The following is a 24469-nucleotide window of genomic DNA, read 5'->3' as shown; positions in this document are numbered from 1 at the left end:
GACCACCGCGTCGCGCTGGTTCATCGGGGTGCACCCGCCGCGAGCCAGGCGCGCCAGCCGCCGAAGGCGGTGATGTCGGTCGCGCCACCGACGCCCAGGCCTTCGCAGATGAAGCCCGGCACCTCGCTGCCGTCGGCGAGCTTCACCTTGCCGATGCCCAGCGGTGCGGGAATGCCGGCCACGAAGCTGCCGAAGAGGGCCGACGGTACTTCCCACACCTCCATCGCGATCGCCGCGCCGCCCTCGGCCACCCGCACCATGCCGGGCCGTTGCACCGGTCCACCGGCCAAGGCGTAGAAGCGGTACTCGGGCGCGGAGACGGGGCTGTCCACGAGCCGCGCGCCGCGTGCTGTGAGCTGGTGGTTCAACGGCAGGCCCGAGAGGTGCGCGCCGCACACCGCCACGCGCACCGTGCCCGAGCCGGCCGCGCCCACCTCGCCGCCCGGCAGGCCCACGCAGGCCGGTGTGGCCGACACGTCGGTGCCCGTCGCGCCCAACGAACCACCGAGCGCGCGGTGAAAACGATCGGCCAGGCGCAGCAGCGCCAGGTCCTTGTGCGCGGGCGCGCCCAAAGTCACGCCCCAGGGCAGGCCTTTCGCGTCGCCGCTGGCCAGCACGCCGGCCGGCACGGCCACGGCGCATTGGTCCAGCAGGTTCACGAAGTTGGTGTAGCGGCCCAGGTTGGCGTTGAGGCGGATCGGGTCGGCCTGCATCTCGGCGATGCGGTAGACCGTGCCGGCCGTGGGCGTGAGCAGGCAGTCCACCTCGTTCCACACGCGGTCGCACACGCGGCGCAGCGCCTTGAGCTTGTAGGCGCCCGCGAAGGCCTCGGCGGCGGTCTTGCCGCGACCCCCTTCGATGATGCGGCGCACCGGCGGGAACACCGCCTCGGGCTGCGCGTCGATGAAGCCCTGGATGGCGACGTAGCGCTCGGCCACCCAGGGGCCTTCGTAGAGCAGCTTGGCGCACGGCCAGGAAGGGCGTGAGGTCGATGGTGACGGCTGTGCCGCCGAGCGATTCGAGGCGCTTGACCGCGTCGGCGAACAGCGTGGCCGCCGCCTCGTTGCCGAAGAAGTCCAGGTCCTCGTGGCGCGGCACGCCGAAGCGGAACGGCCCGGCCGAGAAGTCCACGCCCAGTGGCTGCGCGGGTCGGCTGTAGGCATCGGCCTCGTCGAACGCCGCCGCCACGCCCAGCACGGCCTGCGCGTCGGCCGCCGTGAGCGCGAGGATGGAGGGTGTCTCCACCGAGCGGCAGGCCGGCAGCACCCCCCAGGCCGAGAGCAGGCCCAGCGTGGGCTTGAGGCCGATCAGCCCGTTGAACGACGCCGGCACGCGGCCCGAACCGGCGGTGTCGGTGCCCAGCGCGAACGTCACACAGCCCTTGGCCACGGCCACGCCCGAGCCGGAGCTGGAGCCGCCCGAGATGAAGGCAGGGTGGTGCGGGTTCTGGCACGCGCCGTACGGCGAGCGCGTGCCGTTCAGGCCGGTGGCGAACTGGTCCAGGTTGGTCTTGCCCACCGGCACCGCGCCGGCCGCGAGCAGTTGGCGCACCACGAAGGCGCTGTCCTGCGGCGTGTAGGCGAATTCGGGGCAGGCGGCGGTGGTGGGCACGTGCGCGAGGTCGATGTTGTCCTTGATCGCGAAGGGCACGCCGTACAGCGGCAGGCTGGCCGGGTCCACGCCGTCCAGGCGCGCGAGGTAGGGCTCGACCTCGGCCTCGCTCAGCACGTGGATGTAGGCGTGGTGCGGGTCGGCCGCGCTGCGGCGCAAGGCTTCGGCGATCACCTCGCGCGCGGTGGCGCTGCCTTCGCGGTAGGCGGCCTGCAGGCTGGCGAGGTCAAAAGACAGTGGGGTCAGGGACATGGCAAAAGACTCCTTGGATGTTCTTGAAGGGCTCAGGCGGCGGCTTCGTCGATCAGCACCAGCACGTTCTGCCCGGCGGCCACCGCGCCGCCCTGGGCGCACATGAGGCTGTGGACGGTCGCGTCCGCGGGCGCGAGCAGGTTGAACTCCATCTTCATGGACTCGATGACCAGCAGCACATCGCCGGCGCGCACCTGCTGGCCCACGCTCACGGCCACCTTCCACACGTTGCCCGGCACGCTGGTTGCGCAGCGCGCGGCCGCCCTCGGGCAGGTCGATCTCGGCCTCCACGCCAGCGGCGGTCACATCGGCCTCGCTCGCGTAGTCCACCTGGCCGGCGGCGGCCCAGCGCTCGCGCTCGGCCTCGAACGCGGCCTGCTGCCTTGCCTTGAACGCGCCCACGGCGGCGTCGTTCTCGGCCAGGAAACGCCGGTAGTCCTTCAGGCTGAACGTGCCGTCTTCCGTGCGCAGCGCGTAACCACCGTGCGGGAAGCGCGCGCGGATGTCTTTCAGCGCGTCCTCGCTCACCGGCTCGAAGCGGATCTGGTCGAAGAAGCGCAGCAGCCAGGGCTGCTCGAACGGCGTGCCCGGCGTGCCGTGCCGCCAGCGGTTCCACATCTGCAGCGTGCGGCCCACGAACTGGTAGCCGCCGGGGCCTTCCATGCCGTACACGCAGAGGTAGGCGCCGCCGATGCCCACGGCGTTCTCCGGCGTCCAGGTGCGCGCGGGGTTGTACTTGGTGGTCACCAGCCGGTGGCGCGGGTCCAGCGGCGTGCGCACCGGCGCGCCCAGGTACACGTCGCCCAGGCCCAGCACGAGGTAGCGCGCGTCGAACACGACCTGGAACACGTCCTCGATCGAGTCCAGCCCGTTGATGCGGCGGATGAACTCGATGTTGCTCGGGCACCAGGGCGCGTCCGGCCGCACCGATTGCATGTACTTCTCGATCGCGAGCTTCGTCTGCGGGTCGTCCCACGAGAGCGGCAGCACGACGGTGCGCGAGGGCACCACCATCTCGTCCACCGGTGGCAGCGCGTCGTCCACCTCGGCGATCACGCGCAGCAGCGCCTCGCGCGGCAGGCGCGTGGGGTCGAAATGCACCTGCAACGAACGGATGCCCGGGGTGAGGTCGATCACGCCGTCCAGGTGCTGGCGCTTCAGGCCTTCCAGCAGGGCCTGCACGCGCATGCGCAGCTCCAGATCCAGCGTGAGCGGGCCGAACTCGATCAGCACGTAGCGGTCGCCCGCCTGCCGCACCACGCGGCGCGGGCGCTCGCCCTCGGCCGCGCGGTCGTCCAGGATGGGGCTGGCCGGCGAGCCCGCGCGCCGGTGAAAACGCACCGTGTCACCCGGCCGCAGCTGGCCCAGTTTCCACAGCTCGTCGTGCAGCACCACGGCCGGGCACACGAATCCGCCCAGGCTCGGGCCGTCGGGCCCGAGGATCACCGGCATGTCGCCGGTGAAGTCGATCGCGCCGATGGCGTAGGCGTTGTCGTGGATGTTCGACGGGTGCAGCCCGGCCTCGCCGCCGTCGCTGCGCGCCCACTGCGGCTTGGGGCCGATCAGGCGCACGCCGGTGCGGCTGCTGTTGTGGTGCACCTTCCAGTCGGTGCCGAAGAACATCGTGATGTCCTCCGGCGTGAAGAAGTCCGGCGCGCCGTGCGGGCCGTAGAGCACGTCGATGTCCCAGTGGTTCGTGTACTCGGGTGCGTACACGTAGTCGCTCATGGTCTGGGCCTCGACCGAAGCCGGTGCGTCCGCCAGGTGCAGCACATCGCCCGTGCGCAGGTGCCGCCCCGCGTGGCCGCCGAACTGGCCCAGCGTGAAGGTGCTGCGGCTGCCCAGGTACAGCGGCACGTCCAGCCCGCCGGCCACGGCCAGCGCGAGCCGCACGCCGGTCTTGCAGCGGCCCACGGCCAGCGTGGCGCCCGCCGGCACGGCCAGGGACTGCCACATGCGCCACGGGCTGACCATTCAATGTGAGCTTCGCGGGCGCGCCCGTCACCGCCACCACCGTGGCGCACGTTGAAGCGCAGCATGGGGCCGGCCAGCGTGATCTCCAGCGCCGCCGCATCGCTGGCGTTGCCCACCAGCTGGTTGCCATGCGGTGCGCGTGCGCGTCCATCGGCCCGCTCGGCGGCACGCCCACGGCCCAGTAGCCCTGGCGGCCCGGCCAGTCCTGCACCGAGGTCTGCACGCCGGGCTCCAGCACGTCGATGGTGCGCGGCCTGAACTCGAACGTGGAGAGAAAGCGCGTGACCTGCCGGCCTTCGCGAAACACCGGGTCGCGCACCACCTGGCGCAGGTAGCCCAGGTTGGTCTCGATGCCGGCCAGGCGCGTGGCGTCCAGCGCGTCTTCGAGCTGCGCCAGGGCCTGCTCGCGCGTGTCGGCGGTCACGATCAGCTTGGCCAGCATGGGGTCGTACCAGGCGGGCACCTCGGTGCCGCGCTCCACCCAGCTGTCCACCCGCGCGCGGGGAGGGAACACCACGTCGGTCAACAGGCCCGCGCTGGGCTGGAAGTTCTTCGCCGGGTCTTCGGCGTACAGCCGCACCTGGATGGACGCACCGCGCGGCACCGGCTGCAGCGTCGCCAGCGGCGGCAGGTCGCCGGCCGCGAGCTGCAGCATCCAGGCCACCAGGTCCACGCCGCAGACCTGCTCGGTCACGCCGTGCTCCACCTGCAGGCGTGTGTTCACCTCCAGGAAATAGAAGGCACCGCTCGCCGCGTCATAGACGAACTCCACCGTGCCGGCGGAGCGGTAGTTCACCGCCTGCGCCAGCCGCACGGCGGTGGCGTGCAGCTCGGTGCGCTGCGCGTCGCTCAGGCCGGGCGCCGGGGTTTCCTCGATCACCTTCTGGTTGCGCCGCTGCACCGAACAGTCGCGCTCGCCCAGCGCGATCACGCCGCCCGCGCCGTCGCCGAACACCTGCACCTCGATGTGCCGCGCCTGCTCCACGTACTTCTCCAGGAACAGGCCCGCGTCCTTGAAGTTCGCCTGCGCCAGCCGCCCCACGGACTCGAACGCGTCGCGCAGTTCGGTGTCATTCCACACCAGCCGCATGCCGATGCCGCCGCCGCCCGCCGTGCTCTGAGCATCACCGGGTAACCGATGCGCGCGGCCTCGGCCGTGGCCTGCGCCAGGTCGAGCAACAAGCCCGAGCCCGGCAGCAGCGGCACGCCGCGCGCCTGCGCCAGGTCGCGCGCCGTGTGCTTCAGGCCGAAGGCGCGCATCTGCTGCGGCGCGGGGCCGATGAAGGCGATGCCTGCCGCCTCGCAGGCCTCGGCGAAGGCCGGGTTCTCCGACAGGAAGCCGTAGCCGGGGTGAATGGCCTGCGCGCCGCAGTCCTTGGCGATCTGAAGGATGCGGTCCGCGCGCAAATAACTCTCGGCCGCCGGGGCAGGGCCCAGCAGCCAGGCCTCGTCGGCCTCGCGCACGTGGCGGGCCTGGGCGTCGGCCTCGGAATACACGGCCACGCTGCGCACGCCCAGGGTTTTCAGCGTGCGGATGATGCGGCAGGCAATCGCGCCGCGGTTGGCAATCAGGACCTTGCTGAACATGAGGGGGTCTCCGGATGCAGGCCGTCCTGCAAAGCTGTCTTGGCGCCCCGGGCCGTCCCGGGGCGATGGGGTTCAGAAGGCGGGGTCAGTCCCAGACCAGCAACTGGATCGGCGTCGGGTTGTAGGCGTTGCAGGGGTTGTTGAGCTGCGGGCAGTTGCTGATCAGCACCCACACGTCCATCTCGGCGCGCATCTCCACGTACTTGCCGGGGCCGGACACGCCGTCCTCGAAACTCAGCGCGCCCTCGGCCGTCACCGGCACGTTCATGAAGAAGTTGATGTTGGGCACCAGGTCGCGCTTGCCCAGGCCCACGTCGGCGTGCTGCAGGGCGATCAGGTAGTTGTCGCGGCAGCTGTGCATGTACTTCTTCTGCAGCGCGTAGCGCACCGTGTTGCTCTCGGCCGCGCAGGCGCCGCCCAGCGTGTCGTGCCGGCCGCAGGTGTCGGCCACGATGGTGAGCATGGGGTTGCCGTCATTGCTGCGGATCACCGAGCCGGTGGTGAGGTAGATGCCGCCCTGGCGCTGCATGGTGTCGGTGGCGCTGTAGTGCTCGGCCGGGTCGTGCCGGTTGTAGAACAGCACGTCGGCGGCCTGGTTGCCCTCCAGGTCCACGATGCGCAGCGTCTGCCCGCGCTTCACCTCGAACAGGATGGGTTCGCCCGCCGGGTGGCGCTGGTTCAGCACGGCGTGCGCGGGGTCCAGCGCGCTTTCTTGAAGTCGAATCGCGGTGGCGGTGTTCATGGTCATCGTCTCCCTCACAGGTAGAGCAGGTCGGTGTTGTGCAGGGCGCGCGCGTTCTCCGGGCGCAAGGCGCGGCACACGTCGTCGGCCGGCGCGGCGCCGCAGCGCCAGGCCACCAGGCCGACCTTCTTCGGCGCGTAGGTGGGCGCCGGGTCCAGCCCGTGCGGCGCGGTGCTGATGGCGGCGATCACGTCCATGTCGAAGCGCAGCTCCACGAAGTCGCCGGCCTTCGCGTGGTCCGGCACGAAGGCGAAGCGGCCCTGCGCGTCCACGCCCACCTTGCTGAACAGGTTCACCGGCGCGATCAGGTCGCGCTTGGAAAGGCCGTGCTTGCCGATCTCGATCAGCAGCCCGTCCTTGCCCGAGCGGTGCATGGCGTTGCGGTGCGATTCGTAGCGCTGCTCGCCGTATTTCTGCCGCATCAGCTCGCTGTCCAGCAGCGCGCCCAGCGGGTCGTGCCAGCCCAGGCTGTCGGCCGTGAAGCTGGCCATGCTGCGGCCCATGTCGCTCATCAGCACATGGCCGCGCGAGTAGTGCGCGGTGTGCTGCGCCTTGAGCGAGTCGGGCATGTTGTAGCGCTCCAGCTTCTCCAGCGCGCTGTAGAGCACCAGGCTCACGTTCGCGCCGGCTTCCAGCGCCACGAAGCGGATCGCGCTGCCGCGCGGCATGCGCCAGCCCCAGTGGTTGCCACCGGGCACGATCTCGCTCCACATCAGCTGGCGGGTGTCCACCCCCGCGAGCGCGGGGGCGGGAAAACCTTGCCAGAACGCGGGGGCGTCCACCGGGGTGTCGTCGAGGGTGTGGTTCATGTGGGGGTCTTCAAAAAGTGCTTCAAACGGGGGTGCCCGTCATGCGCTGGAGCTGCTCCAGGTCGGTCTTCATGCCGGAGGTCTCGCGGATGCGGTCCAGGATGTCTCGCTTCAGGCGCACGAACTCGGGGGCGTGCTTCAGGTCCTGCGTGCGCTGGTCGCCGAAGGGCACCTCGTAGATGGTGTCGATGCGCCCTGGGCGCGGCGCCATCAGCACCACGCGAGCGCCCAGGTACAGGGCCTCTTCCACGTCGTGCGTCACGAACACGATGGTGGCTTTCTCCAGCTTGTGCACGTAGCGGATCAGGTCGTGCATCACCTCGCGCGTCTGCGCGTCCAGCGCGCCGAAGGGTTCGTCCATCAGCACGATGTCGGGCCGGCCCATCAGCGCGCGCGCGATCGCCACGCGCTGCTGCATGCCGCCCGAGAGCTGGTTGGGCCAGGCGTGGCCCATCGCCTCCAGGCCCATCAGGCGCAGCAGCGCGTCGGCCCGGCCGTCGGCCGCCTCCACGTCCGACGAGGTGCGGCCCTCGGTGTGCGCCTGCAGCTGGCGGCAGAACTTGATGTTCTGGCACACCGTCATCCAGGGGTACAGGCTGTAGTGCTGGAACACCATGGCGCGGTCGATGCCCGGGCCGGTCACGGCCTGGCCGTCCACCAGCAGGTCGCCGCTGCTCTGCACCTCCAGCCCGCCGATGGTGCGCAGCAGGGTGGACTTGCCGCAGCCCGAGGCGCCCACGAAGGTGACGAACTCGTTGGCGCGGATGTCCAGGTTGATGCCTTCGAGCGCGTTCACCGGCGCGCCGTCGAAGCGCTTGAACACATCGCGGATCGCGATCTTGGGCACGGGGTGGGTGTGGGGGTGTGGGGTGCTCATCGCATCAGCCCTTCAGGTAAAGCCAGGGGAAGGCGCGGCGGTGCGCGAGGCGAAAGAGCTGGTCCGTCACCAGGCCGATGAGGCCGATGACGATGATCCCGGCGAAGATCGTGTCCGTCTGCAGGAAGCGCTGCGCGCGCAGGATCGCGTAGCCCAGGCCCGAGTTCGCGGCCACCAGCTCGGCCACCACCAGGTAGGTCCAGGCCCAGCCCATGGTGATGCGCAAGGTGTCCAGCAAGGCCGGCTTGGCGCTGGGGAAGATCACCTTCTCGATCAGCTCCGAGCGGTTCGCGCCCATGGTCTGCGCCGCCTCCACCTGCGCGGCCGGCACCCGGCGCACGTCCTCGGCCACCATCAGCACCATCTGGAAGAAGGTGCCGATGAAGATGATGGCGATCTTGGAGCCCTCGCCAATGCCCACCCACAGCATCACCAGCGGAATGAAGGCCACCGCCGGCATGTAGCGGATGAAATCCGTCAGCGGCTCCAGCAGCGCCTGCACCGCGCGGTACGAGCCGATGAACAGACCCAGCGGCAGCGCGATCACCGCCGAGAGCAGAAAGCCCGTGACCACGCGGTAGATGCTGATGCCCATGTCATCGAGCAGGCCGGTCTCGGTCAGCCAGGTCCAGGTCTTGGTCAGCACCTGCAGCGGGGCGGGGAGGAACACCGGGTCCAGCCCGCCGAAGGCCGCCAGCCCGGCCCAAAGCACCAAAGGGGTGAACAGACCGATGAGCGCAAGCACCCAATAGGTGCGCCGCGCGATGGGCGCGCGCACCGTCCAGAGGCGGTGGGCGCGGCGGCGCCGGGCGCCGGCTTGCGGCGCGCGGATCTCGATGGCGGGTGGCGAGGAAGACATGCAGGCTCCTGAACGGGGGACACAAAAGCGGAGAGGCGTCGTGCTTGCGCTTCGTTGCGCGCAGCAGCGTCTCCCGGGCTTTTGTCCCTCCGTGGAGCCACACGATCGTGGCCGACCGCTCTCGGACCAGACGGCGCCGCGTTGTCTTTCAGCTGGTGGTCAACTGCGCGGCGCCCGGAACCCTAGCGGTCTTCAAGGCTGGCGTGTGCGGTGCACAGCGCCTCTCTGGTTCAGGTATTAGCAAAATCGGTGCCAGTGGTGGATAACCGCTTCAACTGGAAGATGGTGGAGAAAACTACATCAAGTCGGTGAAAGCCAAACTTGTATCTGCTTTACGCACTCGTCGACGGTTGCTGAGTCAGTGTCTATCCGCAGCTCTGGTTCAAGCCGGGGCTGCCCGCAATACATCTTCGCGGCGAAGGCAAAATCACTGGCGTCCATGTCGCAAAGCTCGCTTGGGCCAAGCCCGCGTTTCATTCGAATCGCCCATCTTTGCTCACGTAAATCATCACTACAGGCGATTTCAATGAGTCGAACCTCCGCATGGAGTCCGCTCAGAACATTGTGCAAGTAACGACCTTCAACAATCCTATTGCCAGTTTGGCCCTCGCACCATGAACAGGTTTCGGAATCGATTGCGCGATGTTCTGCTTCCTCTAAGTCATGTAGCTGTACATGCAAGTCGAGAGCCCGTGCTTTCACAATCTCGCCGCAGTGTCGAATTTCGCAGTCACTGAAGTGTGACCTTAGTGCCTTAGCTGTTGTCTTCCACTGAAAACTGACCCAGTTAGAGCATCAATTTCCATTGAAAGCTGACCCACGTAAGAACCCTATCCTGCTGCTTTTGGCAGCAGGAGATTTCAGGAGTGATAGACGTGGCGACACTGAGTGTCATAAGACGCTGGGCACTGCGCGAGCAGATGTCCATCCGCGAGATCTCCAGGCGTACAGGCCTGGCTCGCAACACCGTTAAGAAGTACCTGCGGGCGGGCGATGAAGAGCCCCGCTACGCCAGGCGTGCGAGCTCCAGCAAGCTCGATCCATTCGCCGACAAACTTTCAACATGGCTGTCGATCGAGGCAACAAAGTCGCGCAAACAGCGGCGCACTTTGCTGCAGCTCCACACAAAGGAGAAAACGAAGCACTTATCCACACCGTGAGCTTCTTTGCTCACACAACGGGTGGGTCAGTATTCGATGGAAATCTCGGGTCAGAGATCAGTGAAATTCAACAGATTTCTCTAGCATGATGTTGACCCGAGCGCCGAAAGCAACTCTGCGATGCTCGGCATGATGCAGCTACTCATCAAACAAATTAGCCGACGGAAACTCGATGCCATGCTCATTTCATGTTCTCACGGGACGGGGCGGCTGCCTCGAGAGGCGCATTGATGCACTGATCTAGAACCTGCAGCAAGGTCATAAGCATCCTTCTCGTCTGTAGAAGCTCTTCGCGTGAAACAGTGAATTCGACGAGTGGGCCCGTTTTATTTATTTCATTTAAGCTGGATGTCGAACGCCACGCTTCGAGCGCGCTTCTTGTCCTTGGAATTGCTCTACCGGACTTTGCCACGCGCCACAGCGTAGCTGGACTCAGTCCCACGACATGGGCGGCCTTTTCGATAGAGCGATGCTCTCGGATCGCCATTTGTGCGGCTTTTTGTAGCTCGCGGTCAGGATCGGACTTGGGCACTTGAGCACATCCTCATCAGATGGAGGCGCCAATTGTAGGCGGGTAAACGAAATAAACGATATGAATTTCTGCGAGCGCGCTTGCCCAGGTTCGCGCGTGCAGGTACGCACCAATTCGTACGTGGTGTTGTTGATTGGCTCAATCGTGCGCCTGCGTACACTCCCTCACCTCATCACAATCCCACACCTCAAGTGACCACCTGGAAAACCCAGCAGATGATCAAGGCCTCCGGCTGGCCGCTCGTGCCCGAGCTGCTGGCCGCGCCCGATGCCGACTTCAATGCGCGGTTGGAAGGCGGCCTGGTGCCGCTTCACTGGGCTTGCCGCGAAGGCAAGGCGGGTCTGGTGAAGCACATGATCGAGCACGGTGCCAACGTGTTCGACGTGGCCGAGTCGGATGGCCGTGCGCCGCTGGCGATGGCCGTGGGTTCAGGCAGCTTTCAGACCGTGATGCTGGTGATGGACCGCCTCAAGGCCCTGGGCGCGCCGCCGCCGGATGAGGCGATGCGGCACTGGTTGAACAACACGTTCAGCAAGGCCCATGCGGACGCGAAGAACCGCCTGGCGCAGACGCTCAAGGATTGGGACCGCCTGGCCCGGAAGAAGCCCGCGTAGCCGGGTCTTCCGTCGCGTCCGCGACCTGCGCGGCCAGGTCGGACAAGGTGTTCGACACCCGATGGATTTGGGTTTGCATTTGCCCGTTGAGCGCGTGGAGCAGGACGGCCACGTCTTTTCGCGTGATAGTTTGCGTTGCGTCTTCGGGCTTCTTGCTGGCGGCGCACAGCGCGGCGTGGCGCTCGGCGATGCGATAGGCCATCATCATGTCGGACAGCATGGCCATCTGCTTCGATGCCTTGGCGGTGAACCCCAGGATCTTGCGGCTGGTCGATGGGGTCAGTGAAAGGGTGGGTGCGGCGGCGCGCCGCAGTCGCGTGCGCATGCTGGCGATCGCGTTGCTCTTGGTGGCGATGGTGAGGCTTCCCTGCGAAACGGTTGGACGATCCGCCGCCCCCGGGTAGGGGGCGGCGGCCCGAACAGGTTGGCGTACCGTCTTCCGTTTGCACTTTGTCGGCGAGCCTCGCGGCTCCCCATCCGAGCCGCCAAAACTTGGAGACACGAACAAACAAGCCGCAGTGCGACTGCGGTGAGAAGAGCTACGGCTTGCGTCGTAACAGAAGACGGGACGCCAATCCCGATCACACCCTTGTGTGGCGTGACCGGGTCAGTATAGCCACGAGGTCCAGCCGCGCGGTCACCACGTGACGGCGATGTACTTCGTCTCCATGTACTCGTGCATGCCCTCGGCTGCCCCTTCGCGGCCCAGGCCGCTCTGCTTCACGCCGCCGAACGGCGCGGCCGGGTCGGAGACCAGGCCCCGGTTCACCGCCACCATGCCGAACTCCAGCCGTTCGGCGATCTTGAGGCCCTGCGCCAGGTCGGCGCTGTAGAGGTAGGCGGTGAGGCCGTACTCGGTGTCGTTGGCGTGTTTCACCATGTCGTCCACGCCGCCCTTCACGCGCACGATGGGCGCGACGGGGCCGAACACCTCTTCTTTCAGGATGCGCGCGTCCAGCGGCACGTCGCCCAGCACCGTGGGTTTGTAGAAGTGGCCGGGGCCGGGCACCTTCTTGCCGCCGCACAGGATCTTGGCGCCGCGCGAGACGGCGTCCTGCACGAGCTCGTCCACCTTCTTGCGGGTGGGTTCGTCCACCAGGCTGCCGACCTGGTTGTTTTCATCCAGCCCGTGGCCGATGCGCAGGGCCTGCATGCGTTGGACGAACTCGGCGGTGAAGGCGTCGCAGACCGCATCGCCCGCGTAGAAGCGGTTGGCGGCGGTGCAGGCTTCGCCCATGTTGCGCATCTTGGCGATCATGGCGCCGTCCACCGCGTCTTTCACGTTGGCGCCGTCGAGCACCAGGAAGGGTGCGTTGCCGCCAAGTTCCATCGGCGTCTTGAGCACCTGGTCGGCCGCGGCCTTGATGAGCTTCTGCCCCACTTCGGTGGAGCCGGTGAACGAGACCAGGCGCACGCGCGGGTCGTGCAGCCACATGTCCACCAGCGCGCCCGACTTGGTGGTGGGCACGATGTTGACCACGCCCTTGGGCACACCGGCCTCGGCCAGCAAATCGGCCAGCGCGAGCATGCTCAGCGGCGTCATGCCGGCGGGTTTCACCAGCACGGTGCAGCCGGCGGCGAGCGCGGGCGCGATCTTGCGTGTGCCCATGGCGGCGGGGAAGTTCCAGGGCGTCACCAGCACCACCACGCCGATGGGCTGGTGCTGCACGAGGATGCGGTAACCGCCGGCGGGCGCATGGCTCACGCTGCCCAGGTTGCGGCAGGCTTCTTCCGAATACCAGCGGAAGAACTCGGCCGCGTAGCGCACCTCGGCGCGGCTGTCGGCCAGGGGCTTGCCGTTTTCCAGGGTGATGATCTTCGCCAGGGGTTCGAGGCGTTCGATCATCAGCGCATGCACCTTGCGCAGCACCTCGGCGCGGGTGCGCGGGGGCGTGGCGCTCCAGTCCGGCAGGGCGGCCGCGGCGGCGTGGGCGGCGGCCTGGCCGTCGTTCAGGTCACCGTCGGCCACCTGGGCGATCACCTCGCCGGTGGCGGGGTCCACCACGTCGAAGCTGCGGCCGCTGTGGGGGGCGCGCCATTCGCCGTCGATGTAGAGCTGCGTGGGGCAGGGGGGAAGCTGGTGCATGCGCGTCTCCTTGAAAAGGCCGGTCAGCTCACCGTGCGCACCGGGTGGCGGCCGGTGAAGAAGTCGCCGTTGGGCAGGTCCGTCGGCGTGATGCCCGATTTGACCAGAGCCTGGCGCAGGCTGTTCATGGTGCCTTCGTTGATGCGCATGGTGGGCTGGCGCAGCGGGCCGCCGTTGAAGCCGTTGAGCCAGCCTTCGTATTTCCACAGCATGCGGTTGAGGAACTGTGCCTGGGCCGAATAGGCATTGGCGGCGGCGCGGGCTTTGCGCGCCGGGTTGATCTGCCAGTACAGCGCGGTGGCCTCGTCGTATTTGTGTTCCTGCATGAGCTTGAAGATGCGCGGGATCATGCCGCCGTAGTACTCGGTGTCGCTGGTGCCGATGAACTGGATGGGCACGAGCTGGCCGAGCGCGAGCGCGAACTGCTCCAGCGGCATGGTGACCACCACTTCCTTGCTGAACAGGCGGTAGGCCTCCACCCAGCCCATGATGCTGGGCATGCCGCCTTCGGCTTTCAGCGCGCAGATGTTGGGGCAGTCGTCGAGCAGGCGGCGGATGAGGGCGGCGTCGATGTCCGAGGGGTGCACGCGGTCGAAGCCCCAGTGCGGCACCTGGAACAGCATCACGCCCAGGCTGGTGGCGTCGCAGAAGGCTTTGGTGTAGTCGTAGATGTCCTGCGAGGTGGCGGCGTAGAAGTTGGCCGGGTACGACAGCAGGATGAGCGCGGCGCCGTTGCGCTCCGCGATCTTCGCGGCCTCGATGTTTTCTTCCAGCGTGTTGAAGCTGGCGTGGTGGATGAGCTGGAGCCGGCCCTGGGCCTCGTCGTTCGACCACTGGAAGAACTGCTCGTACTCGGCCAGGCTCATCGCCACTTCGGAGACCAGCAGCGTGCCCGAGAAGCCGAGCGCGATCTCGTGGCGGATGTCGTGCCGGATGCCTTGTTCGTTCAGGCCTTTGAGGTCGGCGGTGAAGGAGGGGATGACCACGTTCGCCAGCGCCCTTGAGGTGTGCGTGGGCCCATTCGCGTGCTTCGTGTCGTTGGTAGAGTGCCATGTCGGTGTCGGTCCTGGTTGGGGTTGTTTACTGTTTGTAGGAAAACTGGATGGGCAGCGTCACGGCCAGGCCGGCGGCGATGGCGCGTTCGTAGATGAGTTCGGCGGCCACGATGTCCTGCAGCGCGGAGCCGACGGACTTGAACATGGGCAGGCGCGCCGTGGTTTTCGATCTCGCCGCGCACCAGCGCGTTGAGCGAACGCATCTTGTGCTCGAAGGCGATGCCGGCGGCGGTGGCGGCGCGCATGTCGCCGGACTCGTGGGCCACCTCGTCGGGCATGTCGCTCACGATGAGGTCGCAGCGTTCGATCACGCTCACGTCGATCTCGCGCTGCACCGGCAGCGTGGAACCCACCGAGACCAGCAGCATGCCGGGCTGAAGCGCGTCGGCGTGCAGGATGGGCGATTCGTCGTGCGAGCGCGCGGCGGCGATCGCCACGCTGGCGCCGTCCAGCGCCTCGGCCGGCGTGGCGGCGGTTTCGCAGCGGATGCCGAGCGCGGCGGAGAAGTCGCTCGCGAACTTCTCGCGGTTGGCCGGCGTGGGGCTGTACACGCGCAGGCTTTCCACCGGGCGCAGCGAGGCCATGGCCTGCACGTGCGAGCGCGCTTCGGCACCGCTGCCCAGCACGCCCAGGCGCATCGGCGCCTGGGGGGCGAGCGCGTCCACGAACAGCGCCGAGGTGGCGGCGGTGCGAAAGGCGGTGATCTTGTTCGCGTCGACCAGCGCGCGGATTTCACCCGTCTCCTGCTCGGCCAGCGAGATGAGGTAGTTCATGCCCTTGTTGCGCCCCCGGCCGAACACCTTGGCGCCCATGAAGCGCTGGCCCGGTGGCACGGCCGCCAGCGCGCGCAGCGAGGCGTCGGGCCCCTTGGCGAAGGTGCGCGGCGGGCTGGTGCGCTCGTCGTAAGGCTGGGCGTAGGCCGCGCGCAGCGCGGGGATGAGCGCGTCCCAGGTCATGAGCCGTTCAATGGCCTCCGTGCCGATGAACACCGGGTTCTTGGAGGTCATCGGGCCTTCCCTTGCGCTTCGCTCTGGGCGATGCGCCGCGTGATGACGGCGATGGCTTTCACGTAGCCCGACCAGAAGCTGGCGAACTCGCCGCCCGCCACGTACTTCACCGCGCCGCCGGTCTGCGTGACCATCTGCCTGAACTCGGCGTCCTGCGCGGCGGCCTCGACGGCCTGGCGCAGCTTGCGCTCCACCGCCTCGGGCGTGCCGGCGGGGATGAACACCGCCGTGCCGGCCACGGTGTCGAAGTTGACGCCCTGGTCTTTCATGCGCGGCAGGCCGGCGGGTTCGGTCCAGGGCTCGTCACCGGCCGTGGCGAGGTAGCGCAGCCGGCCCGCCTTCACCTGGGTGGCGGTGAGCGCGCGCGAGAGCAGGGCGAAGTCCACCTCGTTGGCGATCAGCGCGTTGAGCAGCGGCCCGCCGCCTTGGTAAGGAATGTGGCGGGCATCGATGCCGGCGGTGTCCACGAAGGCTTCGGAGCGCACATGCACCTCGCCAAAGAAACCGGTGGAGCCGAAGGTGAGCGCGTTGGGCCTGGCCTTGGCGGCGGCGATCAGCTCGCGAAAGCCCTTGTAGGGGCTGGCCTCGGGCACGACCATCGCCACCGGCTCCGCGCTGAGCAATGCCACGGGCGTGAGCTGGTCAAGCGTGAACGGCGGCTTCTGCTTGTTGACCACGGCCTGCTCGGGCAGGCTGGCCACGCTCAGCAGCGAGAGCAGCACGGTGTGGCCGTCGGCCGGCGCATTGGCGACCTGGCTCACGCCGATGGCACCGCCCGCGCCGGCCTTGTTCACCACCAGCACGGTCTGCTTGAGCGCGCGCTGCAGGGCGGGCTGCAGGGCGCGCGCCATGTTGTCCGCCGTGCCGCCGGGCGGGAAGGGCACGATGAGGCTGATCGGCCGATCGGGGTACTCCGCGTGGGCGGGGCTTGCCGCCACGAACGAGGCGGCCGCGAGGACGGCCGCGAGAACCTGGGTCTTCATGCTGCTGGTCTCCTGGTTTTGAGGGAAAGGCTGCTCACCAATTGGTTCAAATTGGTTTCTTATGATCTGCTTTGGTTCAACTTTAGACGAGGTCGTGCGCCACAAAGATCGGGGATTACCCGAGGTTTCAGGCCAAAATGCGCCCCTTTGGTTCAAACCAATTGAAGCCAATCTAGAATGCGCGCCATGACCAACACCGCCACCTTGCAGATCAAGACGGATTCCATGGAGTCCCTGCGCATGGAGCTGCTCAAGGGCTTGCAGAGCGGCAGCTGGCCGCCCGGCAGCCGCCTGCCCACCGAGCGCGACCTGTGCGCCACCTTCGGCGTGAGCCGCTCGGGGCTGCGGCGTGTGCTGGCCGAGTTGCGCGAACAAGGCCTGATCACCCAGAAGGTGGGCAGCGGCACCTACGTGGCGGAAAAACCCAGCGGCGCCACCGGCAAGGCCGACGGCGCCACCGGCACCGGGCGTTTTCTCGCCGTGCCGTCGGTGAGCCCGGCCGAGCTGATGGACGCCCGGCTGCTGCTCGAGCCCATGCTGGTGGACCTCATCGTGAACAACGCCAACACCGCCGACTTCGAGCGGCTGGAGGATTGCTGCGCGCGCGCCGAGGCCGCGCAGACGCTGGACGAATTCGAAAAGCTCGACAGCGAGTTGCACGAGCAACTGGCCCTGCGCAGCGCAGAACGCGCTGTTCATCAGCGTGTTCCGCCTGATGGCCGAGATCCGCGAAAGCGGCGAGTGGGGCTTTCTGAAGCAGAAGGTGCTGACCGCCGAGCGGCGCGCCGTGCTGCAGAAGGAGCACCGCCAGATCGTGGCGGCGCTGCGCCAGCGCGACGTGGACACCGCGCGGCGCGCGATCTTCGACCACCTGGCGCAGGCGCGGCTGAATCTGCTCTGGCGCATCTGATCCGCTCGCCTTCGAACCTTCCGCCATGCGGGGCCACTCAAAGCGGCCGTCCGCGTTGCAACGGCTCGCCCGCCGAGGGCGTCCCTCGGTTCTGACCACATCCCACATGATCTCCCCGCTCCTCCTCGGCTCGAATTCCCAATCGCTTGATTCGACACCCCTCAAGTTGTCTCAGATGAACCGCACCGCGTTCGTGGTGAATGACAACGGCGCCTTGCTGCAAGCATTTCGCTCAGCCGATTGGGCGACCCAATGGGCCGCCTTGTGCTTCATGGAGCATTTCAACGTGCTCAACGCGCCCACCGGCATTCGCCAGGCGGCGCAGAACGATCCCTTGCTGGCCGGTGCGCTGGAGGATTTGCCCTCCTTGAACCCGTCTTGCCGCCACGTCTCCGACGTGCTGCGCAGCCAGCACGTGGTGCCGGAAGCGTTTGGCGAGGCATTCAAACTGGCCCTGCTCGCCGCCCTGAACGCCGATGCCGACGATCGGCTGAGGTTTTGTCTGGCTGTGCTGTCCATGGGCGGTCTTTCCATCGAGATGAAGGAGGCCGCCTTCGGGGCTTTGTACAGCCTGCCATTGGACGAGGATGGCCAAGCGCGGGTGGCCGCGTGCGCCCCAGAAGAAGGGGTGAAAAAGAAGTTGCTCCAGAGCTTCGAAACGGCGCGCATTTCCTATCTGAACCTGAACAGCCTGGGGTCCGATCTGACACCGCCGAGCGAGGTGACCCCATTGAGCATCTCGCCGATGAGCCACAGCGGCACGGTCTGGAGCTTTGGCGCAACCCCACAACGGACAGCCCATCACGCCGATCAGCCAGGCGGGGCACAACGGCAATTCCTTTCACATTTCACTGCTCGCCATGCACGACTCCAGCATCGGCCGCAGCGAGATCGCCGAAGAAGAGAAAAAGAGCGCGTCGCCCCGGTTTGGACCGCTGTAAGGCGTCGGAAGCCGCTGCGCCGTGAAAGCAATGGGGCTGGTGGCAGAATCCAGCCTCTTTGCCGGCGCATGGCTCCCGCGGGCCCCGCCCTCTTTTTTCCCCTCCCTCTCCATGACATCTTCGCCACCCGGCACGCTGGGCATCGACTTCGGCACGTCCAACTCCGCCGTCTCCTGGGCCGCGTCCGGCGGCGCCTCGCGCCTGCTGCCGCTGGAGGGCGAGGCCACGAACCTGCCCACGGCGGTGTTCTTCAATGTGGAAGACCGCCACACGCACTTCGGCCGCGATGCCGTGGCGCAGTACCTCAGCGGCACCGAAGGGCGCCTGCTGCGCTCGCTCAAGAGCCTGCTCGGCAGCCCGCTGCTGAACGAATCCACGGAGGTGAACCACCAGCAGGTGAGCTTCCAGCAGATCGTGGAGATCTTCCTGGCCGAGCTGCGCGAGCGCGCCGCGCGCACGCTGGGCCACGAACCCACGCGCGTGGTGATGGGCCGGCCGGTGCACTTCGTGGACGACGATCCCGCGCGCGATGCGTTGGCCCAGCAGTCGCTGCACGAGGCGGCGCTGGCCGTGGGCTTCGAGGCCGTGTCGTTCCAGTTCGAGCCGATCGCCGCCGCCCTGGACCACGAGCGCCGCCTCACGCGCGAGAGCCTGGTGCTGGTGGTGGACGTGGGCGGGGGCACGTCGGACTTCACCGTGGTGCGCCTGGGCCCGCAGCGCATGGCGCGGGCCGACCGCAGCGGCGACGTGCTGGCGCACGGCGGGCGTGCACATCGGCGGCACGGACTTCGACCAGCGCCTGAGCCTGGCGCGCGTGATGCCGCTGCTGGGCTACCGGCACCACGGGCCGCAGGGCCGGGAAGTGCCCAACCGCGTGTTCATGGACCTGTCCACCTGGCACCTGATCCAGTGGCTGTACCTGCCGCGCGCGCTCAGCCAGGCGCAGGGGCTGCGCGTGAACTACACCGACGTGCGCCTGCACGAGCGCCTGATGCGCGTGCTGCGGCAGCGCGATGGGCACCGCATCGCGCACGAGGTGGAGCAGGCCAAGATCCGCTGCTCGCTGCAGGACGCGCCGACCACGGTGGACCTGTCGGGCGTGGAGCCCGGCCTGGCCGCCGAACTCGCGCCGGGCGACATGGCGGCGCACCTGGACGCGCTGCTGGCGCGCGCGGTGCAATGCGCGCGCGAATGCGTGCGGCGCGCCGGGCTGGGCGATGCCTCGCTGGACGCGATCTACCTCACGGGTGGTTCGTCGGCCCTGCGGCCTTTCCAGCTCGCGCTGCAGGCCGAGTTCGCCGGGGTGCCGCTGGTGGAGGGCGACCTGTTCGGCGGCGTGGCCTCGGGGCTGGTGTACTCGCGGGTGTGAGCACCCGTGCGGGCGCTGCGCGAATACCACCGACGGCGCCCCCTTGTCTAGTTGGTGGATTTCCTATGGCGGCCCGATGGCCTGAACAGGAAGATGCGCGCTGACAAGAAGTTGTCACGCATTCATCGACGCCGACTGCCAGTGCTGCCAGTCAGGTGTTGGGCAAGAAAGCCCGAACCGGTTTGAACACCGGTTCGGGCTTTTTTTTGTTCTGCTCGTTCGCATGGGTTCCGGACAGGCCATGGCCTGCATCCGCTGGCGGAGCCCTGCGCGTGTCTGGCACGAAGGCGTGGATGTGACCGGCTGCTTGTCAGCCACCCCGGGGGTGGCAGGTTCTCAATCCGTCCATACCAACGCTAGGAGACAAGGCCATGAGTGAGATGAATCGTCGCGACATCGTGAAGACCGGTGGGTCCATGCTGATTCTGGGCGCCGCAGGCGGCCTGCCTGCCATCGCATCCGCGCAGGAGACCGTGAAACTCGGTCTGTTGCATTCGCTCTCGGGCACGATCGCGATTGCCGAAGCCTCGCTGGTGGACGCCGAGAAGATGGCCATCGACGAAATCAACGCCGCCGGCGGCGTGCTCGGTCGCAAGATCGAGGTCGTGGTCGAGGACGGCGCCAGCGAGAACTCGGTGTTCGCCGAGAAGGCCCGCAAGCTGCTGGAGCGCGACAAGGTCGCGGCCATCATCGGCTGCTACACCTCCGCCTCGCGCAAAGCCATCCTGCCGGCGCTCGGCCGCGCCAAGGGCCTGCTCTACTACCCGACCTACTACGAAGGCCAGGAGCAGGACAAGCAGGTGTTCTACCCCTCGCAGGAAGCCACCCAGTCGGTGATCGCCGCCGTCGAGTGGATGGCGCGCGAGAAGGGCAAGAGCTTCTTCCTGGTGGGCTCGGACTACATCTACCCCCGCACCTGCAACAAGATCGCCAAGCCCACCATCACCAAGGCCGGCGGCAAGGTGCTGGGCGAGGAGTACGCGCCCCTGGGCCACACCGAGTTCTCGTCCATCATCAACAAGATCAAGGCCGTCAAGCCCGACTGCATCTACAGCACGGTGGTCGGTGGCTCCAACGTGGCCTTCTACAAGCAGCTGCGCGCCGCGGGCCTCGACGGCTCCAAGCAGACGCTGCTCTCCACCGTGGTGTCGGAGAACGAGGTCGAGGGCATCGGCAAGGACAACGCCGCCGGCTACTACGCCTGCATGGGCTACTTCCAGAGCATCAAGTCGCCCGCGAACGAGAAGTTCGTGAAGGCCTTCAAGGCCAAGTACGGCCAGGAGCGCGTCATCGGCGACCCGATGCAGGTGGCCTACAACAGCGTGTACCTCTGGAAGATGGCGGTGGAGAAGGCCAAGTCCTTCGACGTGGACAAGGTCATCGCCGCCTCCGGCGGCATCGAGCTGGAAGCGCCCGAGGGCACGGTGCGCATGCACGCGACCAACCACCACGTGTGGAAAAAGGTGCGCGTGGGCCGCGCGCGCGCCGACGGCCAGTTCGACATCGTGTGGGAAACGCCGTCCCTGATCGAGCCCAACCCGTTCCCCAAGATTTGACATCGCGGGGCAGGAGGCCGGCCGGTCGCCCGCGTGGGCGGCCGGTCGATTCCAACGATTCAGGAGTCGGTCAATGGGTTTCGACATTGCGGTGATGCAGGTGTTCAACGGCGTGAGCCTGTTCAGCATCCTGCTGCTGATGGCCATCGGGCTGGCCGATCGTGTTCGGTCTGATGGGCGTGATCAACATGGCCCACGGTGAGTTGATGGCGCTGGGCGCCTACATGACCTACCTCGCGGCGCGCGGCTTCGAGCACTGGGCGCCCGAGTGGATGGGCATCTACCTGTTCGCGGCCATCCCGTTCGCGTTCTGCGTGACGTTCGCCTTTGGCTACGTGCTCGAGCGCGGCTTCATCCGCTTCTTCTACAACCGCCCGCTGGACACGCTGCTGCGCAGCCTGGGGGCTGAGCCTCATCCTGCAGCAGACCTACCGCACCGTGTTCGGCGCGCAGGAGGTCAGCGTGCCCTTGCCCGTGTGGCTGGCGGGCGCCTGGGAGCCCACCGAGGGCATCCAGCTGCCGATCAACCGCATCTTCATCGTCGGCCTGACGATCGCCGTGGCCGTGGGCGTGTACCTGCTGCTGTACCGCACGCGCTGGGGCCTGAAGGTGCGCGCTGTCACGCAGAACCGCGCCATCGCCGGCGCCGTCGGCATCGACACCCACCGCGTGGACGCGCTCACCTTCGCGCTGGGCTCGGGCCTGGCGGGCATCGCCGGTTGCGTGTTCACCATGATCGGCTCGACCAACCCGGGCACGGGCCAGCTCTACATCGTCGACTCCTTCATCGTGGTCGTCTTCGGCGGCGTGCAGAGCCTGATCGGCACGGCGCTCTCGGCCCTGTCCATCGCGCAGGGCCAGACCTGGCTCGAGTTCCTGATGAGCGGCTCCATGGCCAAGGCCACCATCCTGCTGCTGGTGATCCTGGTTCTCTACTTCCGTCCCAACGGCCTGTTCGCCGTGCGTTCCAGGAGCTGAGCATGTCATCCCAGACGCACCGACTCGACTTCGCCAGCGCCATCGCGCTGATCGCCCTGCTGGCCATCGCGCTGCCCCTGCTGCTCGACCCGTTCCGCCTCAACCTCATCGGCAAGTACCTGGCGCTGGCCTTCGTCGCCATCGGCATCGTGCTCACCTGGGGCTATGGCGGCATCCTCAGCCTGGGGCAGGGCGTGTTCTTCGGCCTGGGGGGCTACCTGATGGCCATGTTCCTCAAGCTGGAGGCCTCGGCCCCCGAGTTGCCCGACTTCATGGTGTGGAGCAGCGTGGAGACCTTGCCGGTCTGGTGGACGCCGTTCCGCTCGCTGGGCTGGACCGTGCTGGGCATCTTCGTCCTGCCGGCGGTGATCGCCTACCTGTTCTCGTTCGCCATCTTCCGCCGCCGGGTCAGCGGGGTGTATTTCGCGATCGTCACGCTGTCGCTGGCGCTCACCCTCACGGTGGTGGTGGTCGGACAGCAGGGCGACACCGGCGGCGCCAACGGCATCACCGATTTCAAGACGCTGCTGGGCATGGACATCCTGAGCGACGAGGCCCTTCGGGTGCTGTACTTCGTCGAGGTCGCCTTCCTGGCCGTGGCGATGCTGCTGGCGCTCACGCTGGTGCGCACGCGCTTCGGCAAGATCCTGATCGCCATCCGCGACCGCGAGGACCGCGTGCGCTTCAGCGGCTACGACACCGCCCACATGAAGGCCTTCGTCTTCGCCTGCGGCGCGGTGCTGGCCTCGGTGGGGGGCGCGTTCTTCACGCTGCAGGTCGGCCTGATTTCGCCCAGCGTCATCGGCGTGGTGGCCTCGGTCGAGATGGTCATCTACGCCGCGGTGGGCGGGCGCCTGTCCATCCCCGGCGCCGTGGTGGGCGCGCTGCTCATCGGCTTTCTCAAGTCCTACCTGTCGGAGACCTTCCCCGAGGCCTGGCTGTACTTCCTGGGCGGGGTGTTCATCCTCGTGGTGTGGGTCATGCCCAACGGCCTGGCGGGCCTGAAGGACCAGTGGCAGGCCCGCCGCGGCGGTGCGAGGAGCGCGGGATGAGCGCCCAACTTGCCATGCACGTTCCCACCCACGCCCTGTCTTCCATGACCCCCTCTCAAACCCGCGACCACGTGCTGCAGGTCGAGAACCTCACCGTCTCCTTCGATGGCTTCAAGGCCGTGAACGACCTGAGCCTGGCGGTGGAGCGCAACGAGCTGCGCGTCATCATCGGTCCCAATGGCGCGGGCAAGACCACGCTGCTCGACATGATCTGCGGCAAGACCCGGCCCACCGCCGGCCGCGTGCTGTTCGAAGGGCGGGACCTCACCCGCCTGAGCGAACACCAGATCGTGCGCCTCGGCGTGGGCCGCAAGTTCCAGACGCCCTCGGTCTACGAAGACCTCACGGTCTTCGAGAACCTGGAGATCTCCCTGCCCCGCATGCATGGCCTGTTCCAGTCCCTCACGTTCCGGCGCAGCGGCGCCATCGTGGAGCGCGTGAAGGCCATGGCCGAGCAGGTCTTCCTGATCGATCGCCTGGGCCACCGCGCCGGCCTGCTCAGCCACGGCCAGAAGCAGTGGCTGGAAATCGGCATGTTGCTGATGCAGGAGCCCACCCTGTTGCTGCTGGATGAACCGGCGGCCGGCATGAGCCCGCGCGAACGCGAGCAGACCGGTGACCTGCTCAGCCGCATCGCCAGCGGCCGCTCGGTGGTGGTGATCGAGCACGACATGGACTTCGTCAAGCGCATCGCCCACCGCGTCACGGTGCTGCACCAGGGCCGGCTGCTGAGCGAAGGCAGCGCCGCCCAGGTGCAGGCCGACCCCCGCGTCATCGACGTCTATCTCGGCCACTGAGGAGGCACCCCATGTTCGACATCTCCCGGCTGAACGTGTGTTACGGCGAGTCGCACGTGATCCACGACATCTCGTTCCAGGTGCAGGCGCGCGAGTCGGTGGCGCATCATGGGGCGCAACGGCATGGGCAAGACCACCCTGCTCAAGTCCCTCATCGGCCTGTTGCCCACGCGCTCGGGCGACATCCAGCTCGATGGCCGCGCCCTCCAGGGCCTGCCCAGCCACCGCCGCGTGCAGCACGGCCTGGCCTTCGTGCCCCAGGGGCGCATGGTGTTTCCCTTCCTCACGGTGGAGCAGAACATCCTCTCGGGCGCCGAGCATTCGGGCCATCGCGAGGTGCCCGACTACATCCACCGCTTCTTCCCGGTGCTCAAGGAGATGAAGCACCGCAAGGCGGGCAACCTCTCGGGCGGCCAGCAGCAGATGCTCGCCATCGCGCGCGCGCTCATCTCCGAGCCCAAGGTGCTGATCCTCGATGAGCCCACCGAAGGCATCCAGCCTTCCATCATCAAGGAGCTGGCCCAGACCCTCAACGTGCTCCGGCGGGAACGCGGCTTTGCTGTCGTCGTGTCGGAGCAGGTGCTCAGTTTTGCCCTCGATCTCGCCGACCGGTTCCTGGTCATCGACCGAGGGCGCATCGTGCACGAAGAAGCCCGTGCCAATCTGGATCAGGAAAAGGTCAAGTCCTTCCTGACCGTCTGACGTCAACCCCCCAAGG

General features: G+C 67.5%; 17 protein-coding genes, 9 pseudogenes and 1 riboswitch. Of the genes and pseudogenes, 10 read left to right on the top strand and 16 right to left on the bottom strand.

The window, feature by feature from the left end:
• Positions 1-20: 20 nt before the first annotated feature.
• The 9 genes and pseudogenes from atzF to ACFJGX_RS23080 all read right to left on the bottom strand — a co-directional run bounded on the left by atzF (position 21) and on the right by ACFJGX_RS23080 (position 8711).
• Positions 21-1863, bottom strand: a pseudogene (gene atzF / locus ACFJGX_RS23120) (allophanate hydrolase).
• Between the two features lie 32 nt (positions 1864-1895).
• Positions 1896-2069, bottom strand: a complete 174-nt coding sequence (locus ACFJGX_RS23115) for an acetyl-CoA carboxylase biotin carboxyl carrier protein subunit (protein ID WP_382328777.1) — start codon at positions 2067-2069, stop codon at positions 1896-1898.
• A 454-nt stretch (positions 2070-2523) separates the two neighbouring features.
• Positions 2524-3819 (bottom strand): annotated as a pseudogene (locus ACFJGX_RS23110) (carboxyltransferase domain-containing protein); the annotation flags it as partial.
• 70 nt (positions 3820-3889) lie between these two features.
• Positions 3890-4927: pseudogene (locus tag ACFJGX_RS23105) on the bottom strand (urea carboxylase); the annotation flags it as partial.
• Positions 4928-5154: 227 nt separating this feature from the next.
• Positions 5155-5424, bottom strand: a pseudogene (locus ACFJGX_RS23100) (biotin carboxylase N-terminal domain-containing protein); the annotation flags it as partial.
• 85 nt (positions 5425-5509) lie between these two features.
• Positions 5510-6172, bottom strand: a complete 663-nt coding sequence (locus tag ACFJGX_RS23095) for an urea amidolyase associated protein UAAP2 (protein ID WP_382323685.1) — start codon at positions 6170-6172, stop codon at positions 5510-5512.
• Between the two features lie 8 nt (positions 6173-6180).
• Positions 6181-6975, bottom strand: coding sequence for an urea amidolyase associated protein UAAP1 (locus ACFJGX_RS23090; RefSeq protein ID WP_382323686.1), 795 nt, complete (start codon positions 6973-6975; stop codon positions 6181-6183).
• A gap of 22 nt (positions 6976-6997) precedes the next feature.
• Positions 6998-7852, bottom strand: a complete 855-nt coding sequence (locus ACFJGX_RS23085) for an ABC transporter ATP-binding protein (protein ID WP_382323687.1) — start codon at positions 7850-7852, stop codon at positions 6998-7000.
• A 4-nt stretch (positions 7853-7856) separates the two neighbouring features.
• Positions 7857-8711, bottom strand: coding sequence for an ABC transporter permease (locus ACFJGX_RS23080; RefSeq protein WP_382323688.1), 855 nt, complete (start codon positions 8709-8711; stop codon positions 7857-7859).
• 68 nt (positions 8712-8779) lie between these two features.
• Positions 8780-8908: riboswitch (guanidine-I (ykkC/yxkD leader) on the bottom strand.
• Positions 8909-9577: 669 nt separating this feature from the next.
• Between ACFJGX_RS23080 and ACFJGX_RS23075 the strand changes: the two are divergent.
• Positions 9578-9835: pseudogene (locus ACFJGX_RS23075) on the top strand (IS21 family transposase); the annotation flags it as partial.
• A 217-nt stretch (positions 9836-10052) separates the two neighbouring features.
• Here ACFJGX_RS23075 and ACFJGX_RS23070 read toward each other — a convergent pair.
• The gene (locus tag ACFJGX_RS23070) at positions 10053-10403 is read right to left on the bottom strand and encodes a hypothetical protein (RefSeq protein ID WP_382323689.1); all 351 of its coding nucleotides are present in this window, start codon (positions 10401-10403) and stop codon (positions 10053-10055) included.
• 191 nt (positions 10404-10594) lie between these two features.
• On the opposite strand from ACFJGX_RS23070, the gene ACFJGX_RS23065 reads away from it, so the two are divergent.
• Positions 10595-11017, top strand: a complete 423-nt coding sequence (locus tag ACFJGX_RS23065; protein WP_382323690.1) for an ankyrin repeat domain-containing protein — start codon at positions 10595-10597, stop codon at positions 11015-11017.
• On the opposite strand, the gene ACFJGX_RS23060 is transcribed toward ACFJGX_RS23065, so the two are convergent.
• The 5 genes from ACFJGX_RS23060 to ACFJGX_RS23040 form a co-directional block, all read right to left on the bottom strand.
• The gene (locus ACFJGX_RS23060; protein WP_382323691.1) at positions 10977-11342 is read right to left on the bottom strand and encodes a hypothetical protein; all 366 of its coding nucleotides are present in this window, start codon (positions 11340-11342) and stop codon (positions 10977-10979) included. The genes ACFJGX_RS23065 and ACFJGX_RS23060 overlap by 41 nt on opposite strands.
• 312 nt (positions 11343-11654) lie before the next feature.
• Positions 11655-13103 (bottom strand): NAD-dependent succinate-semialdehyde dehydrogenase, encoded by a 1449-nt coding sequence (locus ACFJGX_RS23055; RefSeq protein ID WP_382327159.1) that lies wholly within the window; start codon positions 13101-13103, stop codon positions 11655-11657.
• 23 nt (positions 13104-13126) lie between these two features.
• Positions 13127-14089 carry a dihydrodipicolinate synthase family protein gene (locus tag ACFJGX_RS23050; RefSeq protein ID WP_382327157.1) on the bottom strand — a complete coding sequence of 321 codons (963 nt, stop codon included), beginning with the start codon at positions 14087-14089 and terminating at the stop codon, positions 13127-13129.
• The gene (locus ACFJGX_RS23045; protein WP_382327155.1) at positions 14050-15165 is read right to left on the bottom strand and encodes an ornithine cyclodeaminase family protein; all 1116 of its coding nucleotides are present in this window, start codon (positions 15163-15165) and stop codon (positions 14050-14052) included. Before ACFJGX_RS23045 ends, ACFJGX_RS23050 begins: the two co-directional genes overlap by 40 nt.
• Positions 15162-16148 carry a tripartite tricarboxylate transporter substrate binding protein gene (locus tag ACFJGX_RS23040; RefSeq protein WP_382323694.1) on the bottom strand — a complete coding sequence of 329 codons (987 nt, stop codon included), beginning with the start codon at positions 16146-16148 and terminating at the stop codon, positions 15162-15164. Before ACFJGX_RS23040 ends, ACFJGX_RS23045 begins: the two co-directional genes overlap by 4 nt.
• A 177-nt stretch (positions 16149-16325) precedes the next feature.
• Here ACFJGX_RS23040 and ACFJGX_RS23035 point away from each other — a divergent pair.
• Positions 16326-16778 (top strand): annotated as a pseudogene (locus ACFJGX_RS23035) (FadR/GntR family transcriptional regulator); the annotation flags it as partial.
• An 85-nt stretch (positions 16779-16863) separates the two neighbouring features.
• Positions 16864-17058 carry an FCD domain-containing protein gene (locus ACFJGX_RS23030; protein WP_382325529.1) on the top strand — a complete coding sequence of 65 codons (195 nt, stop codon included), beginning with the start codon at positions 16864-16866 and terminating at the stop codon, positions 17056-17058.
• Positions 17059-17290: 232 nt separating this feature from the next.
• Here the strand turns inward: ACFJGX_RS23030 and ACFJGX_RS23025 are convergent, their stop codons facing one another.
• Entirely contained in the window at positions 17291-17653 is a 363-nt protein-coding gene (locus tag ACFJGX_RS23025; protein ID WP_382327153.1) for a hypothetical protein, read from the bottom strand.
• Between the two features lie 457 nt (positions 17654-18110).
• Between ACFJGX_RS23025 and ACFJGX_RS23020 the strand changes: the two are divergent.
• The 6 genes and pseudogenes from ACFJGX_RS23020 to urtE all read left to right on the top strand — a co-directional run bounded on the left by ACFJGX_RS23020 (position 18111) and on the right by urtE (position 24453).
• Positions 18111-19368 (top strand): annotated as a pseudogene (locus tag ACFJGX_RS23020) (Hsp70 family protein).
• A gap of 371 nt (positions 19369-19739) precedes the next feature.
• Complete coding sequence (gene urtA, locus ACFJGX_RS23015) at positions 19740-20924, top strand: urea ABC transporter substrate-binding protein (protein WP_382323696.1); 1185 nt, start codon at positions 19740-19742, stop codon at positions 20922-20924.
• A gap of 73 nt (positions 20925-20997) precedes the next feature.
• Positions 20998-21902, top strand: a pseudogene (gene urtB / locus ACFJGX_RS23010) (urea ABC transporter permease subunit UrtB).
• A 2-nt stretch (positions 21903-21904) separates the two neighbouring features.
• Complete coding sequence (gene urtC, locus ACFJGX_RS23005; RefSeq protein WP_382323697.1) at positions 21905-22954, top strand: urea ABC transporter permease subunit UrtC; 1050 nt, start codon at positions 21905-21907, stop codon at positions 22952-22954.
• A 44-nt stretch (positions 22955-22998) separates the two neighbouring features.
• Entirely contained in the window at positions 22999-23751 is a 753-nt protein-coding gene (gene urtD, locus ACFJGX_RS23000; protein ID WP_382323698.1) for an urea ABC transporter ATP-binding protein UrtD, read from the top strand.
• Between the two features lie 11 nt (positions 23752-23762).
• A pseudogene (gene urtE, locus ACFJGX_RS22995) lies at positions 23763-24453 on the top strand (urea ABC transporter ATP-binding subunit UrtE).
• The last annotated feature ends 16 nt before the right edge of the window (positions 24454-24469 follow it).

Source organism: Hydrogenophaga sp. UC242_50 (genome assembly GCF_042697355.1).
GTDB lineage: Bacteria > Pseudomonadota > Gammaproteobacteria > Burkholderiales > Burkholderiaceae_C > Hydrogenophaga.
The sequence above is the reverse complement of the archived record's forward strand: the minus strand, read 5'-3'. Positions and strand labels throughout refer to the sequence as shown.